19 protein-coding genes and 1 pseudogene are annotated in these 15,275 nt (G+C 48.3%); 12 read left to right on the forward strand and 8 right to left on the reverse strand.

All coding sequences use genetic code 11. The annotated features are described in order from the left end of the window. On the forward strand, positions 1-269 hold a 269-nt coding region (locus MKQ70_RS00005), incomplete at its 5' end, for a hypothetical protein (protein ID WP_248065864.1). A gap of 29 nt (positions 270-298) precedes the next feature. After that, positions 299-1,375, forward strand: coding sequence for an RHS repeat domain-containing protein (locus tag MKQ70_RS00010; protein WP_248065866.1), 1,077 nt, complete (start codon positions 299-301; stop codon positions 1,373-1,375). 163 nt (positions 1,376-1,538) lie between these two features. Here MKQ70_RS00010 and MKQ70_RS00015 read toward each other — a convergent pair whose 3' ends face one another. From MKQ70_RS00015 to MKQ70_RS00025, 3 genes are all read right to left on the reverse strand, one after another. Next, positions 1,539-1,733 (reverse strand): hypothetical protein, encoded by a 195-nt coding sequence (locus MKQ70_RS00015; protein WP_248065868.1) that lies wholly within the window; start codon positions 1,731-1,733, stop codon positions 1,539-1,541. 115 nt (positions 1,734-1,848) lie between these two features. Next, on the reverse strand, positions 1,849-2,517 hold the full coding sequence (locus MKQ70_RS00020; RefSeq protein WP_248065870.1) for an aminomethyl-transferring glycine dehydrogenase: 669 nt from the start codon (positions 2,515-2,517) through the stop codon (positions 1,849-1,851). Further along, entirely contained in the window at positions 2,498-2,680 is a 183-nt protein-coding gene (locus tag MKQ70_RS00025; RefSeq protein WP_248065873.1) for a hypothetical protein, read from the reverse strand. The genes MKQ70_RS00020 and MKQ70_RS00025 overlap by 20 nt, the downstream gene beginning before the upstream one ends. Here MKQ70_RS00025 and MKQ70_RS00030 point away from each other — a divergent pair. The 4 genes from MKQ70_RS00030 to MKQ70_RS00045 are packed head-to-tail and all read left to right on the forward strand — an operon-like array spanning position 2,673 to position 5,818. Beyond that, complete coding sequence (locus tag MKQ70_RS00030) at positions 2,673-2,969, forward strand: hypothetical protein (protein ID WP_248065876.1); 297 nt, start codon at positions 2,673-2,675, stop codon at positions 2,967-2,969. The two genes, MKQ70_RS00025 and MKQ70_RS00030, sit on opposite strands and share 8 nt — an antisense overlap. A gap of 60 nt (positions 2,970-3,029) precedes the next feature. Next, positions 3,030-4,619 carry an RHS repeat protein gene (locus tag MKQ70_RS40845; protein WP_248065878.1) on the forward strand — a complete coding sequence of 530 codons (1,590 nt, stop codon included), beginning with the start codon at positions 3,030-3,032 and terminating at the stop codon, positions 4,617-4,619. Next, positions 4,570-5,238 carry a hypothetical protein gene (locus tag MKQ70_RS00040; protein WP_248065880.1) on the forward strand — a complete coding sequence of 223 codons (669 nt, stop codon included), beginning with the start codon at positions 4,570-4,572 and terminating at the stop codon, positions 5,236-5,238. Before MKQ70_RS40845 ends, MKQ70_RS00040 begins: the two co-directional genes overlap by 50 nt. A gap of 25 nt (positions 5,239-5,263) precedes the next feature. Beyond that, positions 5,264-5,818: a hypothetical protein gene (locus MKQ70_RS00045; protein WP_248065882.1), complete on the forward strand. Its 555-nt coding sequence runs from the start codon at positions 5,264-5,266 to the stop codon at positions 5,816-5,818. Between the two features lie 174 nt (positions 5,819-5,992). On the opposite strand, the gene MKQ70_RS43185 is transcribed toward MKQ70_RS00045, so the two are convergent. The 4 genes from MKQ70_RS43185 to MKQ70_RS43200 are packed head-to-tail and all read right to left on the reverse strand — an operon-like array spanning position 5,993 to position 8,848. Continuing rightward, positions 5,993-6,655: an aminomethyl-transferring glycine dehydrogenase gene (locus tag MKQ70_RS43185; protein WP_248065885.1), complete on the reverse strand. Its 663-nt coding sequence runs from the start codon at positions 6,653-6,655 to the stop codon at positions 5,993-5,995. Then, positions 6,589-6,978, reverse strand: a complete 390-nt coding sequence (locus tag MKQ70_RS43190; RefSeq protein WP_248065888.1) for a hypothetical protein — start codon at positions 6,976-6,978, stop codon at positions 6,589-6,591. The genes MKQ70_RS43185 and MKQ70_RS43190 overlap by 67 nt, the downstream gene beginning before the upstream one ends. Next, a complete protein-coding gene (locus MKQ70_RS43195) occupies positions 6,966-7,439 on the reverse strand; it encodes a hypothetical protein (protein ID WP_248065895.1) in 474 nt (157 codons plus the stop codon). Before MKQ70_RS43195 ends, MKQ70_RS43190 begins: the two co-directional genes overlap by 13 nt. 29 nt (positions 7,440-7,468) lie before the next feature. Next, positions 7,469-8,848, reverse strand: a complete 1,380-nt coding sequence (locus MKQ70_RS43200; protein ID WP_248065897.1) for a PLP-dependent aminotransferase family protein — start codon at positions 8,846-8,848, stop codon at positions 7,469-7,471. Between the two features lie 502 nt (positions 8,849-9,350). On the opposite strand from MKQ70_RS43200, the gene MKQ70_RS00070 reads away from it, so the two are divergent. The 4 genes from MKQ70_RS00070 (at position 9,351) to MKQ70_RS40850 (ending at position 12,003) form a co-directional block, all read left to right on the forward strand. Further along, positions 9,351-10,100, forward strand: a complete 750-nt coding sequence (locus MKQ70_RS00070) for a hypothetical protein (RefSeq protein ID WP_248065899.1) — start codon at positions 9,351-9,353, stop codon at positions 10,098-10,100. Between the two features lie 569 nt (positions 10,101-10,669). After that, the gene (locus MKQ70_RS00075; protein ID WP_248065901.1) at positions 10,670-11,437 is read left to right on the forward strand and encodes a transposase; all 768 of its coding nucleotides are present in this window, start codon (positions 10,670-10,672) and stop codon (positions 11,435-11,437) included. Between the two features lie 75 nt (positions 11,438-11,512). After that, a complete protein-coding gene (locus MKQ70_RS00080) occupies positions 11,513-11,749 on the forward strand; it encodes a YkgJ family cysteine cluster protein (RefSeq protein ID WP_248065903.1) in 237 nt (78 codons plus the stop codon). Positions 11,750-11,805: 56 nt separating this feature from the next. Continuing rightward, positions 11,806-12,003, forward strand: coding sequence for a YkgJ family cysteine cluster protein (locus MKQ70_RS40850; protein WP_248065905.1), 198 nt, complete (start codon positions 11,806-11,808; stop codon positions 12,001-12,003). Here the strand turns inward: MKQ70_RS40850 and MKQ70_RS00090 are convergent. Further along, positions 12,000-13,250 (reverse strand): MFS transporter, encoded by a 1,251-nt coding sequence (locus MKQ70_RS00090; RefSeq protein ID WP_248065907.1) that lies wholly within the window; start codon positions 13,248-13,250, stop codon positions 12,000-12,002. The genes MKQ70_RS40850 and MKQ70_RS00090 overlap by 4 nt on opposite strands. Before the next feature lie 398 nt (positions 13,251-13,648). On the opposite strand from MKQ70_RS00090, the pseudogene MKQ70_RS00095 reads away from it, so the two are divergent. Together MKQ70_RS00095 and MKQ70_RS00100 are read left to right on the forward strand one after the other, a co-directional pair. Continuing rightward, positions 13,649-14,213, forward strand: a pseudogene (locus tag MKQ70_RS00095) (carboxy terminal-processing peptidase); the annotation flags it as partial. Between the two features lie 30 nt (positions 14,214-14,243). Beyond that, on the forward strand, positions 14,244-15,275 hold the full coding sequence (locus MKQ70_RS00100; protein WP_248080859.1) for a S41 family peptidase: 1,032 nt from the start codon (positions 14,244-14,246) through the stop codon (positions 15,273-15,275).

The following is a 15,275-nucleotide window of genomic DNA, read 5'->3' on the forward strand; positions in this document are numbered from 1 at the left end:
CATCCCTCGTTTTGAAGGTGATGGCTGGCGACACCGTATCGCTTGGCGCCCGTGCGTTCTACAAATCGATTGGTAATAAACAGCCGAAAACGCAAACACCTGCGGCCGATATGGCAGTTGCGCTGGTACAGGCATTTGGCGGTACAGCGACAACGGATGCGCATGCGAGTGCAGGACAGTCAGGAATAACACACCTTTTAATGACAATTTTAATAGTAATCAGTATCAGCGTCTTAAAGAAAAGGATGCGGGGAATCAGCCCTCGTTGAACAGGCCGAAAGCGTACTTAAATTTTGCATTGTTCAACGATCAGTTTAAATTAGTAGAAGACAATAGTGGAGTAAGGCAGGTGCAGGAGTCGCCGGATCAGTTGCAGACGCTGGCGGCGGATAAGATGGTGGTGAAGGAGAGTGGTTTCCTGTATGTGTATACGAGCAATGAGACGGCGCAGGATGTGTTCTTTGATAATGTGGCGGTGGTACTGGAGCCTGGGGCTGTGTTGGAGGAGACGCATTATTATCCGTTTGGGTTGACGATGGCGGGGATATCGACAAAGACTATTGGAGTTAAGGAAAATAGTTATAAATTCAATGACGCCTCAGAGTTGGCTGATAATGAATTTGGCGACGGATTCGGAATGTCACTTTATGAAACTACGTTTAGAAGATTTGATCCACAAATAGGACGATTTCATCAGGTTGATCAATGGGCTAACTTTACCATGTCAGTGTCGCCATACGCTTATGTAAGTAACAATCCTCTAATTATGAATGATCCAACTGGACTTCTGGCGGATACTCTTTTGTTGCCAATTAATTTGCCAGAGGTTGTTGTTACTGGAAGTCGAACAAAGCTGGACGGCGGCGAGTTTAATGGTCTTTATTATTCTGAAATTTCTACATGGTATAGGCATGGTTTAGGCACTTTCAGTAATAGAAACAAAAGCATGTTAACCGTAGAGCAGAGCTTAGAGAATATGAAAGCTTGGATAAAATCCAATGAAAATTACGGAAAGTATCTAAAATGGGCAGGAACGCTTGCTGGAGGAACTTCCGTAAAAGAATTGAAATCTATTAAAGATTATAAAGATATTCTTAAAGCTCTTAGAGAGAAGAAGGTTGATCCTAGTACTCTTTTGTTAATTACAGCTGCAAGTTGCTTTGTGATAAAGGCGGAGCAGGCCGAGGGGCAAACCGAAAAATTGAAAGAAATATTGAATAATTATATTTCATTGCATAGTTCTGCCAATATGAAAGATCCATCGGAAGCGAGAGGTATCTATATTATTTCAACGGACTCTGGAAGTGGTGGCACTGGAGGGTTTGGATATACATTTAACACTTCATATTATGATATTGCAACAAAAAGTTTTTAGGAGAAATACATGGAACAAACTAAGATGAGAATTTTAAGAATTATACATGCCCTATTATGGGTAATATGGGCGCTTCTAGTTTTTACTTACAGTCCGTCTAAGACTAAAACTACATATGACAGGATTTTGGAGATTACGTCACTTATAAAATATTTTACTGGTTTCAAATAGCATTTATGTTTGGGGCAGGAATATTGCTGTTGATGTTGTTGATAAAAATACTACCGGAAAGATTTGCTTTTGTTGCATATCTTCTTTTTGAATTAATTTTTTTAACAATTATTATTATACAAGTAGTGGTTTTGCAAATCAATAATGGATTTTGTTCTGATATTCTCTCCTTTTGGCGACCTTTCAATCTTCCTGTTTTTTCTTGATAATTACCTTGAAGGGGTCACGAGTGTTATGAAAAGAGGGAAATAAATAAAAGGCCGCCTGTCCACAGGCGGCCTTCCTTTATAAAGCGCTATAAGTTATGCCTCCGCATAAGCACTCACCGGCTCACACGTACAAATCAAATTCCTATCCCCATGCGTGTTATTCACACGACTCACCGAAGGCCAGAATTTATTGATCTTCACATACTCCAACGGATAAGCCGCCTGCTGACGACCATAAGGCCTATCCCACTCATCCGCCGTAATCACAGCCTGCGTATGCGGCGCGTTCTTCAACACGTTATTTGCCTTATCTGCACGACCTTCTTCAATCGCACGAATCTCTTCACGGATCGATAATAAAGCATCACAGAAACGGTCTAATTCATCTTTATCTTCAGACTCAGTCGGCTCGATCATGATCGTGCCCGCAACCGGGAAGCTCATCGTCGGTGCGTGGAAACCATAGTCCATCAGGCGTTTTGCTACGTCTTCCGCTTCAATGCCCGCAGTGGCCTTAAACGGACGCAGGTCCACGATGAACTCGTGTGCGCAGGTGCCGTTAATGCCGGTGTACAGGATATCGAAATCGTTCTGCAAACGCGCCTTCATGTAGTTGGCGTTCAGGATCGCAAACTCAGTGGCTTTACGCACACCGGTGCTGCCCAGCATACGGATGTATGCATAAGAGATCAGCAGGATGCTCGCACTGCCAAACGGAGCGGCAGATACCGCGTTGCCGGCTTTACCGTCCTGCAAATGCACGTGCGAAGGCAGGAATGGCGCGGTGTTTACCTACGCAGATGGGGCCCATACCGGGACCGCCACCACCATGCGGGATCGCGAAGGTTTTGTGGAGGTTGAGGTGACAAACATCCGCACCGATCAGGCCGGGAGCCGTTAAGCCTACTTGGGCGGAAGTGGTCATAGCCGATAACGAATATGACGCGTTGGGTCAGCTGAAGACTAAATCCTTCCACCGCCAAAACACTTCTGTGCTGGAAGCGTTGAACTACGAGTATAATATCCGGGGCTGGTTAAAAGGCATCAACAAGGAATATGTAGATGACAATGGTTCCGGCCATTACTTTGGCCAGGTGTTGAATTACGATTTTGGTTTCCAGAATAACCAGCTGAACGGCAATATTGCCGGCATAAAATGGAAGGGAGCGAACCATGTGGCAAGGTCTTACGGTTTCCGTTATGATGCATCCTAATCGTTTGATGGATGCCGATTTTAGGATAAGTCTTCCGGCAACTGGGCCGATAATCCCTTGGTGAACTTCGATGCCAAAATGGGAGACGGCATCAACCATACTTCTGCCTATGATGCCAATGGCAACATACTCCGCATGCAACAATGGGGCATCATACCCGGCAGTGGTAGTGGTCAGATTGATGGTCTGCGATACAATTATGGTAATAATGGTAATAAACTCCTTGGTGTAACGGATCTTTATAACAATCCAGGTACAACACTGGGCGACTTTAAGGAATTGGTGGCGAACAGCCAGAACGATTATGCTTATGATAGTTCCGGCAATATGATTGCTGACGGTAACAAAGGAATCAGCCAAATACTGTATAACTACCTGAATCTTCCGGACCAGATCACCATTACAGATAAAGGCGCCATCAATTATGTATACGATGCTGCGGGTGTCAAACACCGCAAGATTGTAAACGACCAGACCGTGACGCCGGCGAAGATCACTACCACAGATTATATTGCTGGTATGATCTACGAGGATGATGTGCTGAAACTGGTGAACCATGAAGAAGGCCGCATCCGTATGGACTATGCTGGCGGTACGCCAACGCAGACGTACGACTATTTTGTAAAAGATCACCTGGGCAACGTCCGGATGGTATTGACAGAGCATAGTAATCAGTCAACCTACCTGGCTACGATGGAAACCCAACAGGCTGCTAAAGAAAGCGCGTTGTTTTCCAATATTGAAGCTACCCGTACGGCTAAGCCCGTGGGTTATCCACAGGATCAGACAGCAGGGGCCAACAGTTATGTAGCGAAATTGAACGGTAGCAGCAAGGACAGGCGTATTGGCCCATCCCTAGTATTGAAAGTGATGGCTGGAGATACCGTATCCCTTGGAGCACGTGCGTTTTATAAATCAATCGGCAATAAGCAGCCAAAGACGCAAACACCTGCAGCCGATATGGCTGTGGCGTTGGTGCAGGCATTTGGCGGTACTGCGGCAACGGATGCGCATGCGAGTGCAGGGCAGTCGGGGAATAACACACCTTTTAATGACAATTTTAATAGTAATCAATATCAGCGTCTTAAAGAAAAGGATGCAGGTAACCAGCCGTCGTTGAACAGGCCGAAAGCGTACTTAAATTTTGCATTGTTCAATGATCAGTTTAAATTAGTAGAAGACAATAGTGGTGTAAGGCAGGTACAGGAGTCGCCGGATCAGCTGCAGACGCTGGCGGCGGATAAGATGGTGGTGAAGGAGAGTGGTTTCCTGTATGTTTATACAAGTAACGAAACGGCGCAGGATGTGTTCTTTGATAATGTGGCGGTGGTACTGGAGCCTGGGGCTGTGTTGGAGGAGACGCATTATTATCCGTTTGGGTTGACGATGGCGGGGATAAGTACTAAAGCGCTTGGGTCTTTGGGGAATAGGTATTTGTACAATGGAAAGGAGTTGCAGGCGAAGGAATTCTCGACTGGTGGACTGGAGTGGTATGATTATGGGGCGAGGTTCTATGATGCTCAGATCGGAAGATGGCAAACGCATGATCCGAAGTTACAGTATCATTCACCTTATCTTGCAATGGGTAATAATCCTTTTAATGGCGTGGATAAGGACGGTAAATGGTTTTTGGAAAAAAAAGCATATTAGGCAGGCCCGAGCATACGCGAAAGAAACAGGAGGGGAGTTCCATAAGTTTAAAGGTAAAGATGGCAAAAACTGGGCTTCTGTTTCCGGTGGAGAGCATCAGCCAGTGATACGTTACACAGATGTGGATGGGAATGTTTCACATAATGTTTCAGCAACAATTTTCAAGCCGGGCTCTGATCACGCAGATCTTTTAAACGGACTTGGGAAAAATTCATCCGCTATAGACCTTGCAAATTCATCCGGTCTTGACTATTTAAAAGTATTAGCTACGAGGGCTGACGCCGCTGCTCGTGGCGAAAATGGGCAGCCTCCGGCTTTAGTGAAGGGAGCTGTTGGTTTAAATCCTTTATTTAGTGTCCCCAACAGCTTAAATGTCTTGATAAAGAAAAAGGATTTTTATGGTGTTGATGCGTCAGGCAAAGGTGATCAAAGGCTGGCAGTACTCAATATAGTTGCGAGCACTGTCGGATTTGCAAAAATTTTTGGAAGTTTGGCTAAAGGAATGGGTTCTACAGCTAGTACTGCTGCTGGTAATGTTGGTGCTGCTGTTGATGAGTTTAACACTGTTGTACAGCTTGCAAGTGATACTGGTGTATTGGAGGACATGAATGCGAAGTAAATTATGAAAAATATACAAACTGAACATGAATGATTTTAAGGTAGTTATGCCTTTGGTGAAAAGAAAGAAGTCCATACTTCATAAGGCGTTTGCCTGGGTGGGGGTAATTTTATTGATTACGTCCTTCGTTAAGTTGTCTACCGAAGGATCTTATATCTATATAGTTTTTCTTTTTGTTGGTATTTTATTGTTGAATCTAGACTACCTCATTAAAGATTATAACATAGTAGGTAGTATTAGTTTGTTTTCGGATAGAATATCTATCGAGGAAAATAGTCTGATTCAAGAGTATCTGATTATTGATATTCGACAATTGGAGGTTTTTCTTCTAGGTGTCAAAGGCGAATTTTATAGAGGAAAGGCAATTACAACGAAATTAGGGGTTAGTAATATTGTTAAATTTAAGCACAATGAAGTGGTTGAGGAGATTGTTTTTTTATTGGAGCAGCATAAAGTGGAGCAATTATCTCAGATTATTAACTCTGGAAAGCGAACGGTATTGCCTTCACATTACACAATCAAACCAGGGAGTTATTCTAGGTTAAGTACTTCCGAATCATCAATAAGTGATAGAAGTTAAGAAACTTTTTACACAACAATAAGAAGGCTGCCGTACCGGTAGCCTTCTTATTATACTTACTTATCTACAGCCTGTAACCCTTTAAAATGAATTTATGGACATATACGACGCGCTTTTTTAAATAAAAAAGGGCAGCCTGTAAGACTGCCCTTTTTCGTAGTATTAATATCTCATCTATGCCTCCGCATAAGCACTCACCGGCTCACACGTACAAATCAAATTCCTATCCCCATGCGTGTTATTCACCCTACTCACCGAAGGCCAGAATTTATTGATCTTCACATACTCCAACGGATACGCCGCCTGCTGACGACCATAAGGCCTATCCCACTCATCGGCAGTAATCACAGCCTGCGTATGCGGCGCGTTCTTCAACACGTTATTCACCTTATCTGCACGGCCCTCTTCAATCGCACGAATCTCTTCACGGATCGATAATAAAGCATCACAGAAACGATCTAATTCATCTTTATCCTCAGACTCAGTCGGCTCGATCATGATCGTGCCCGCTACCGGGAAACTCATCGTAGGAGCATGGAAACCATAATCCATCAGGCGTTTTGCTACGTCTTCCGCCTCAATGCCCGCAGTGGCTTTAAACGGACGCAGGTCCACGATGAACTCGTGTGCGCAGGTGCCGTTAATGCCGGTGTACAGGATATCGAAATCGTTCTGCAAACGCGCCTTCATATAGTTAGCGTTCAGGATTGCAAACTCAGTGGCTTTACGCACACCGGTGCTGCCCAGCATACGGATGTATGCGTAAGAGATCAGCAGGATGCTCGCACTGCCAAACGGAGCGGCAGATACCGCGTTGCCGGCTTTACCGTCCTGCAAATGCACGTGCGAAGGCAGGAACGGCGCCGGTGTTTACCTACGCAGATGGGGCCCATACCGGGACCGCCACCACCATGCGGGATCGCGAAGGTTTTGTGGAGGTTGAGGTGACAAACGTCTGCGCCGATCAGGCCGGGAGCCGTTAAGCCTACCTGGGCGTTCATGTTCGCGCCGTCCATGTATACCTGTCCACCGTGTTGGTGAATGATGTTGCAGATCTCTTTCACGCTTTCTTCATACACACCGTAGGTAGAAGGGTAGGTGATCATGATACCTGCGAGGTTAGCGGAGTGTTGTTCTGCTTTCGCTTTCAGGTCGGCCACGTCGATGTAACCATTGTCGTGCGCTTTACGATCACTACTTTAAAACCGGCCATCACTGCGCTCGCAGGGTTGGTGCCGTGTGCGGAGATCGGGATCAGCATCACGTTGCGGTGACCTTCGCCACGGCTTTCATGATATTGTTTGATCACGAGCAAACCAGCGTATTCGCCTTGTGCGCCACTGTTCGGCTGCAGGCTGCAGGCGTCGAAACCGGTGATCACAGAAAGGTATTTGCTCAGTTCTTCCACGATCTGCATGTATCCGCCCGCCTGTGCGATGGGCACAAAGGGGTGAATTTTGCTCCAGTGCGCCCAGCTTAACGGGATCATTTCAGACGCCGCGTTCAGCTTCATGGTGCAGGAGCCCAGGGAGATCATCGAAGTATTGAGAGAAAGGTCTTTGTTCTCGAGGTATTTGATGTAACGCATCATCTGCGACTCGCTGTGGTGCGTGTTAAACACGGGGTGCAGCAGGTAAGCGGAAGTACGTTTCAGGTCCGCCGGAACAACGGCTTCGTTTTTGGTTCCGAAACACCTACATGGCCGGCGTTAAATACCGCCAGTACATTGTTCAGGTCTTTCAGGCTGGTGGTTTCGTCGAGCGAAATACCTACAATGCCATTGGCATAACGGAAGTTGATGCCAGCTGCTTCTGCTTTTGCACGCAGCGCGGCAACATCGGCCACTTCAATGCTGATGGTATCGAAGAAAGAATCGTTCAGCACTTTTACACCGGCGGCTTTCAGCTTGGTAGCCAGGGCAGCGGTGAGCAGGTTTACGCGGGTAGCGATGTGGGCCAGCCCTTTAGGACCGTGGTACACGGCGTACATAGCGGCCATGTTAGCCAGCAGCGCCTGTGCGGTACAGATGTTGGAAGTCGCTTTCTCCCGTTTGATGTGCTGCTCGCGGGTTTGCAGCGCCATGCGGAGTGCGCGGCCGCCGGTAGCATCGATGCTCACACCAATGATACGGCCGGGGATGGCGCGTTTAAATTCGTCTTTCGTGGCAAAGAACGCAGCGTGCGGACCACCGAAGCCCAAAGGAACACCAAAGCGCTGGGCAGAGCCGATAGCGGCATCCGCACCCAGTTCGCCGGGAGGCGTCAGGAGTGTGAGGGCCAGCAGGTCGGTGCTCATGGCTACATAAGCGCCGGCAGCGTGTACCGCGTCAATGAAGGAGCGGTAGTCGTGCACGTTACCCTTCGTGTCCGGGTATTGCAGCAACGCACCAAAATATGTTTCGTCTACAGATGCAGTTTTGAAATCGCCCACGATTACCTCGATGTGCAGGGGAGTAGCACGGGTAATCACTACGTCGATCGTTTGTGGCAGTACGTTTTCGTCCACGAAGAACTTCGGACGTACCAGGTTGTCATGGTCGCGGTTCAGTGCACTGAAGAACATCGCCATGGCTTCCGCAGCGGCAGTGGCTTCGTCCAGCAGGGAAGCGTTGGTGATCGGCAGGGCCGTCAGGTCGCTCACCATGGTCTGGTAGTTCAGCAGGCTTTCGAGGCGGCCCTGGGAAATCTCCGCCTGGTAAGGCGTGTACTGGGTGTACCATCCCGGGTTCTCGAAAATATTACGCAGGATTACGCTGGGCGTAATCGTGTCGAAATAACCCTGACCAATATAGTTTTTAAATACCTTGTTTTTCAGCGATACCTCTTTCAGATGGCTGAGGTAATCGTGCTCGCTCATCGCGTGGGGAATATCCAGTGCAGTACCCATACGGATCGATGCCGGTACGGTTTTGCTCACCAGGTCCTCAATTCCCGCTTCGCCGATCGTTGCCAGCATTTTACGGGTTTCTGCTTCGTTCGGTCCGATATGACGGTGAACAAACTCATTTTGTTGAATATCCAATAAATTCATTATACAAGCAGGTATTATTAGAAAAGAATGCGCAAAGCTATGACGATTTTCCCCAATAGCCAAAAGCGCCACCGCCATGTGGAAACAGTGGTGATAAACCTCCTTTTACAATGCCTTCAATTGTCATAGAAGTGTATTTGGTCCTCAACATGACAACTTTTCTCAGCCGCCGTTGCGTCGCACACCTCCACCGCATTACAGGCCCAGGCAAAGGGCAGGCAAAGGGCAGTTAAAGGGCAGGCAAAGGGCCAGGGTGGCTCCAGCCTTGCTTCTTCCTTATACCATCTCTCGAAGATGCCTGGTTTTACTATGGTTTCGGGGAGGTGCATTTTTACCAAAGTACCCCCGTTTTAGTAAGGATGGTATAAGGATCGTCGAAGGATGGTCGAAGGGTGTAAATTGATTAGCAAAAATGTCCCATAAACACTTGTTAATGAACAAGATGTCATTGCTAAAAAGGCATAATTTTTGCATGCTAATCAGCTCATCAAATCCAGTTAATTTGAAACAAAAATACTTCAATGCACTCACCCACGGCGCCTCCGGTAAGTTCGGCGACATCTGCGTTTTTAATCAACGCAACGGAAGCACCTGCATCAGCAAAATACCCGCTAGGCGTCCAGGCCGCGGTACCCAAAATCAGCAACGCGCCCGCGGCGACTTCGGCGATGCCAATGCATACGCCATGGAGGTACTCAAGGACGATTACCGGAAAGGCATTTACCAGCAGGTAAAACTCCCCGGCTGCAACGTTCAGAACATGGCCGTGAAGGACTTCTTCCGCGCGCCGGAGATTATGGACGTAAGAACAGGTGAGTATACCGGTGTAAAAGGCAGCCCGATAAAGATCTGGGCAAAGGACAATGTACGCGTGGAGACGGTGACGGTCGCCATTTACGATGCGTATGATAACCTCCTCGAAACCGGTGCAGCAACCGTGCTGGACAGGGGCAAAACGAAGAAGTGCAAATCATCCCTCTGGGAATATACAGCTGCCGCTACAGGCAATGCGCAGCGGGTTGTTGTAACAGCGCTGGACATGCCGGGGAACGCTGCCGTGGCAGAATTTCAACTGGAACAACGCATGCCACAGCTGAACAGCACTGCGGCGTCGGAGTTCCAACCGGAACTACACCTGCCACAGCCGAACAGTACAGTGGCAGCATTCCAACCGGAACAAGGGCTCCTCATCACAACAACTGCTGTAAAGGCGCCCAAAGCGCGCACTGCCGCTGAAGTGAGTGACCTTTAGGTTTGTGAAAAGAAACAAAAGAGAAGATATTATTACTATTACTACTATAACTTTTTCTTTTTTGGTTCTTTTTTTTTTTTGTGAATTAACACGCAGATTGTGGATAACTGTAAGGTCAACCGGACTACGGCAGGCACTTTTAGAGTGACAAGGGTAAAACCCAGGTTGTGTTTTAATCCTGCCGTAGCCTGGTTTGAACAAAACCCAAATAGAAAATAAACGTAGAGCTTATTAAAGGTCTAGGGAAAGTTCAAACTGGTTGATCTCACTGGCTTTATTCATGGATCTTCGCGGGTCCCCAAAAGAAACAAAACCAATGAGTGTAAAATTCGTTCATTTTGCCGGAATAGATGTATCCAAGAGCAAAATAGATATCTGTGTGCTGCTGTCAGGTGATGTAAGTACCCCTACAGCAACTGCTTTGAACAAAGCAATAAAGGATTTGCTGACATGAAAAAGTGGCTTCGCAGTCTGATGGGCAACGCTATCAAAAAGTTATTGATCTGTATTGAGAATACAGGGCATTATAATGAGGCCGTTGTTCATTACCGGACAGCCAGCAAATAGCCGTGAGTCTGGAAAATGCCGCTAATATCAAAAGGAGCATCCGCGATATCCGTAAGAAAAGCGATCCCAAAGATGCATTAGACATCGCTCGTTATGCTAAGCATCATAGTGATGAGTTGCAGCTATGGAAAAAACCCATATCAGTAATCACCACACTTAAGCAACTACTGGCACAGCGTCGGAGATTACTGAGTGTATTAAAGGCCCTCAAACAGCCATTGGAAGAGAAAGCCTTCTATGACTGGAGTGGCGTTCCTAAAACCACAGCATACACAGCGGGCATACAGGGCCTTGAACTCGATCTTAAACGAATCAATGAGGACATCGCCCAACTGGTTAAGGAGGACGCCCAAATGCGCCGTCAGGTCAGCTTGATCACCAGCGTTCCTTCTGTAGGGCCTATCACCGCTTATCACCTCATCTGCTACACCGATGGATTTAAGCAAGTGAAATCGGGCAAACAGCTAGGTAGTTATTGTGGCGTTGTTCCATTTGAACGACGAAGCGGCAGCAGCGTGCGAAAGCCTGCCAGGGTCAGTCATTTAGCTAATAGAGTGCTTAAAAGCCTCCTGCACATGTGTGCCCTGACAGCCACCAAAATGAAAAACAGCTTTGGGGATTATTTTCGGAGAAAAATAGCCGAAGGAAAACACAAGATGCTTGTTATAAACGCTTTAAGAAACAAAATCGTCCTAACTATAACAGCCGTTGTACAAAAACAGACGAGGTTCGATAAAAATTATATCTACCAAAATTTGCAAAAACCATAGAAAACACAACGGCGGCTGACGAGAGCGCAGAAAGCACGTCCCATAATTTTGCTACTTTTGCGGAAAATCTGATTCATGCCGGGGATATTGGACAAGTGGGAGCTGCGGGCAAAGGAACAACTGAAGCCCAACAAACAGTTTCTGCAGAAAATGCAGTTGAAGAAGGGGAAGGGGGCGGAGCGCCTGCTGCCGGCCCTGCACGAGGAAGCGTTCGAAAAAATCGACTGTCTTCAGTGCGCCGGTTGCTGCAAATCGATCAGTCCGCGGTTCAAAACGCCCGACATCAAAAGGATTGCGAAATACCGGGGCTGAAGGAATCGGTATTCATCGAAACGTACCTGCGTCTCGACTCCGACGGGGACTATGTCGTGAAAAGCAGTCCCTGCCCGTTTTTAGCCGCCGACAATACCTGCGATATCTACGATATGCGTCCCGGCGACTGCCGCAACTACCCGTACACCGACAGTGACGAGTTCTTCAAACGGCCGAATACCACCTATCTTAACAGTACGATATGCCCGGCCGTATTTTATGTACTGGAGCGTCTCCGCGCCAAATTGTCCTAGTCCTTTTTATCGGGATGTAAGTCCAGGTTCCGCATCGCGGGCGATATCACGTAAGTAGTGAGCACTACCCCCAGCGTTACGCAGCCGCCGAACACTACCGACCTCACCGTGCCGAGCAGCTTCGCGGCCAGGCCGCTTTCGAATGCGCCCAATTCATTGCTGGAACCAATAAACATCGAGCTTACAGAAGCCACGCGGCCGCGCATGTCGTCCGGGGTTTTCATCTGTAAGATAGTCTGGCGGATATTCACGCTGATGCCGTCGAGCATGCCACTCATAAACAGCGCCAGCAGCGATAAGGGGAAGTAGGTGGAAATGCCGAATACGATCATCGCAATGCCAAATCCAAACACCGCCGCCAGCAATTTAATGCCTGGTTTGTGCACCAGTGGCCTGTAAGCAAGAATAATCATGGTCAAACACGCGCCAATAGCAGGGGCAGCACGCATCAGTCCGTAGCCTTCCGGTCCCACGTGCAGTATATCTTTAGCGTAAATGGCCAGGATGGCCACGGAGCCGCCGAACAGTACCGCGAACATATCGAGCGCCATGGCGTTTAACACTACTTTCGTTTTCCATACAAAACGTAAACCCTCTGTGAGCCGGTGTGCCACGGATTCGCCCACCTCTTTATAGTATATTGGCTTGGGTGCGATTTTTAAAAGCGAATATAACGGCGCCAGCATAACACCCACCACGAGCAGCATTGTCCAGTGCACGCCGATCCAGGCGATGAGCAGTCCGCCCAATGCGGGGCCGATGATACCGCCGATCTGCCAGGCCGAAGTGCTCCAGGTAATGCCATTGGTCAGGTGCTCGCGCGGTACCACCAACGATAGCATGGTAAAAGTGGCCGGCGCCACAAATGCGCGTACAATACCCCCGCTAAATACCATGAGGTACATCAGCATGATCACCTGCTGTTTGGCCATGCCCGCCACGGCCCGGTCCCAGGTAAGCAGGAACAACGCAGTGCCGATAAACAGGTAGGCCACCACACACTTCAGCAGGATGCCGCGCTTCTCCCGTTTATCTACGATATTGCCGGCAAACAGCGCCAGGGAAAAGGAAGGAATGATTTCCGCGAGACCAATAAGGCCGAGCGACAAAGGATCGCTGGTGAGTTCATACACCTTCCACTCGATCACGGCGAACTGCATGGATAAGGCGAAGATCACCGCAAAGCGGACAACGAGGAAGAATTTGAATTCGGGGATTCTGAGTGATGCGTACGGATCTGGTTTCATTGGGTGCAAAGATACTCCATGGTGCGCTAAAGGCATGCCAGCCGGTGTGGGATTAATTAAATTTTAAGGGAGATGTTTTGCCGGTTGTCAACTTTTTCGGCGCTGTAATACGGCAATCTTTATTTTTATGACGCGTTCGTCCTCCCCATAAAACAGGCAGTGTTTTTGCACTATTTCGTTAAATTGTTGTAGATAGCGCGTAATATTTTGTTAAAACGCCATACGAGCCGCCGCGGGCGATACGAATTGGCCTATATTTGAGAACGTTCAATCTGGATGATATGAGAATGAAAATGAAAGTGATCATACCGGTGTTGCTGATCACAGTATCCGCCACCGTATTTGCCTTTGCAAGGTATGGAACCCCAGGTGATCCTCCCGGTCGCTACGAAGCCGTCATGGCACTCGTTGGCAACATCCTGAAGGAAGGCCACTACCAGCCCAAAGAAATTAACGACGCCTTTTCCAAAGAAGTGTTTGATAAATATCTCAAAAGCACGGACTCTGAAAAGAAATTCCTGTTGCAGAGCGATGTGGCCAAACTGAGAGCATTGGAAAATCATGTGGACGACGAACTGCTGCGCGAAGCGCCGCTCGATCTGTTCAGAAGCACCACGGAGATTATCAAGAAAAGGGTAGCAGAAGCGGCCGCCATCTACCCCGAAATCCTCGACCAGCCTTTCGATTTCGGTAAAAACGAAAAGGTAGTGCTCGACCCGGAAGCGCTGGACTTCCCGAAAGACGAAGCCGCGTAAGGAAGCATGGCGCAAAGTGCTGAAATACCGTACACTCGAAAAGTTGGTAGACATCCGGGAGCTGCAGGAAAAAGAGAAGGGTAAGCCCGACTTTAAGCCTAAAACAGAAGCAGCCATGGAACTGGAAGCCCGCGGTAAAGTAAAGAAACTGTACGACCGCTACTTCGAGCGCCTGCAAAGTAAAAAAGACAACGACGACGACCGCTTCGCCATGTACGTGAACGCTATTACCACGACCATGGATCCGCATACCGACTACATGCCCCCGGCAGATAAAAGGTATTTCCAGGAAATGATGGCCGGTAAGTTCTATGGCATCGGCGCCCAGCTTTTAGAAGAAGATGGCCGCATCAAAATCACCAGCATCGTTACCGGTAGCCCAAGCTGGAAACAGGGACAACTGAAAGCCGGTGATGTGATCACGAAAGTAGGTCAGGGCGATAAAGAGCCGGTGGATATTACCGGTTACGCCGTGGAAGACGCGGTGAAATTGATCCGTGGCGGACAGGGCACCGAAGTGAAACTGACCGTGAAAAGCACCGACGGTACCATTAAACAGGTGTCTATCATCCGCGACGAGATCATCCTTGACGAAACATTTGCCAAATCGGCCATTATCAATGGTGAACATAAAATTGGTTACATCTACCTGCCCGACTTCTACGCAGACTTCAATGACCGCGACGGCGCTTCCTGCGCTAAAGATGTGGCCAAAGAAATCAAGAAGCTGAAGGCAGAAGGCGTGGAAGGGATTATCCTTGATCTGCGCTTTAACCCCGGTGGCTCACTGCCGGACGTAGTGGAAATGGCCGGCCTGTTCGTACCCGATGGCCCGATGGTTCAGGTGCGCTCCCGCGGTAACCGCGTGCAGGTGCAGAGCGACCGCGATAAGAGCGTACAGTATGAAGGTCCCCTGGCCATCATGGTGAACGAGTACAGCGCGTCTGCCTCCGAAATCATGGCAGCCGCTATGCAGGATTACAAACGTGCGGTGATCATCGGCAGCAATACCTTTGGTAAAGGTACCGTACAGCGCCTGCTGGAACTGGACGGCTTTATGAAAAGCGACGCCCTGGGCAGCCTGGGTGGTTTGAAACTGACCGTACAGAAGTTCTACCGCATCAACGGCGGTTCTACCCAGCTGAAAGGCGTGGAAGCGGATATCCAGCTGCCCGATCCTTACTATGAAGTTGGCGAACGTAAAGATAAAGACGCCCTGAAATGGGATGAGGTGGAGAAAGCTAAATACAACACCGGAGCGACCCGGTAG

The sequence above is a fragment of the Chitinophaga sedimenti genome (assembly GCF_023156195.1).
In the GTDB taxonomy this organism is placed as follows: Bacteria; Bacteroidota; Bacteroidia; order Chitinophagales; family Chitinophagaceae; genus Chitinophaga; species Chitinophaga sedimenti.